This window comes from Parendozoicomonas sp. 2304DJ65-17 (genome assembly GCF_058148445.1).
The window spans coordinates 1-240 of sequence record NZ_JBYVJV010000101.1 but is presented as its reverse complement, the minus strand read 5'-3'; the positions used below and the strand labels follow the sequence as shown (position 1 = coordinate 240).

Annotated in this window: 1 protein-coding gene; it reads right to left on the bottom strand. The window is 51.2% G+C overall.

The window, feature by feature from the left end:
- Nucleotides 1-240: c-type cytochrome (locus ACY2RR_RS24670; RefSeq protein ID WP_490110848.1), on the bottom strand; the 240-nt coding region annotated here is incomplete at both ends.

Here is a 240-nt window from a genome sequence, read left to right as displayed (position 1 = left end):
TCTTCATAACAGTCAGCACAGGTTCCTTTGGGAGGCATGGAACGGATACCGTTAATTGCGTTAGTCAGCATTGTGTTATAAGAACCGGCAGCAGCCAGTTTCTCTTTCCACGCTGCATCATCACCTTTCTTGGGAACTCCCAAGACGCCAGCTGTATGGCAGGCTGTACAATACGAGTTGTAAACATTTTCACCACTGCGAGGGCCGCTACTTGCAGCTGCAGCAGGTGCCGCAGTCGCA